General features: G+C 65.0%; 2 protein-coding genes. Both read left to right on the forward strand.

Annotation, left to right across the window (positions count from 1 at the left end; translation table 11 throughout):
• A partial coding sequence (locus tag Q8Q83_RS13660; protein WP_305624579.1) for an aminotransferase class I/II-fold pyridoxal phosphate-dependent enzyme occupies positions 1-455 on the forward strand: 455 nt, incomplete at its 5' end.
• The coding region (gene sfsA / locus Q8Q83_RS13665; protein WP_305624581.1) for a DNA/RNA nuclease SfsA at positions 445-1,067 on the forward strand (623 nt) is incomplete at its 3' end. The genes Q8Q83_RS13660 and sfsA, both read left to right, overlap by 11 nt.

The following is a 1,067-nucleotide window of genomic DNA, read 5'->3' on the forward strand; positions in this document are numbered from 1 at the left end:
TCGGCTGGCTGGTGGCGCCGCCGGCCGCGGTGCCGGAACTGGAGAAGCTGGCGCAGAACCTCTATATCAGCGCGCCGAGCATGGCCCAGCATGCCGCGCTGGCCTGCTTCCAGGCGCAGACCCTGGAAATCCTCGAACAGCGTCGCCATGAATTCGAACGTCGGCGTGACTACCTGCTGCCAGCCCTGCGCGAACTGGGCTTCAAGATCGCCGTGGAGCCAGAAGGCGCCTTCTATTTATATGCCGATATCAGTGCCTTCGGCGGCGATGCCTACGCCTTCTGCCAGCACTTTCTGGAAACCGAGCATGTGGCCTTCACCCCCGGCCTGGACTTCGGCCGCCATCTGGCCAGCCAGCATGTGCGCTTCGCCTACACCCAGGACTTGCCGCGTCTGCAGCAGGCGGTGGCACGCATCGCCCGCGGCCTGAAAAGCTGGCGCCCCGATGCGCTTTGAGCCGCTTCTGGAGCAGGGTCGGCTGCTGCGCCGCTACAAGCGTTTTCTCGCCGATATCGAGACCGCCAGCGGAGAGCAGCTGTGCATCCACTGCCCCAATACCGGCTCCATGCTTAATTGCATGAGTGAGGGCGCGCGGGTCTGGTTTAGTCGCAGCAATGACCCCAAGCGCAAACTGCCCGGTACCTGGGAAATCGGCGAGACGCCCCAGGGGCGCCTGGCGCTGATCAATACCGGGCGGGCCAATGCCCTAGTGGAAGAGGCGCTGCGCGCCGGGCTGATTGCCGAGTTGAACGGCTTCACCAGCCTCAAGCGCGAAGTGCCTTATGGTCAGGAACGCAGTCGCATCGACTTTCGCCTGGATTACCCGACCGGCCCGGCGTTCGTCGAAGTTAAGAGCGTCACCCTGGGGTTCGCCGACAGCCGCGTCGCCGCCTTTCCCGATGCGCGCACCGAACGCGGCAGCAAGCACCTGCGCGAACTGGCCAATCTGGCCCGGGATGGTGTGCGGGCGGTGCAGCTGTATTGCGTGAACTTGACTGACATTGATGCGGTGCGCCCGGCCGAGGAAATCGACCCGGCCTATGCCGCGGCCCTGCGCGAGGCGGTGAG

The organism is Pseudomonas sp., assembly GCF_030696055.1.
GTDB lineage: Bacteria > Pseudomonadota > Gammaproteobacteria > Pseudomonadales > Pseudomonadaceae > Aquipseudomonas.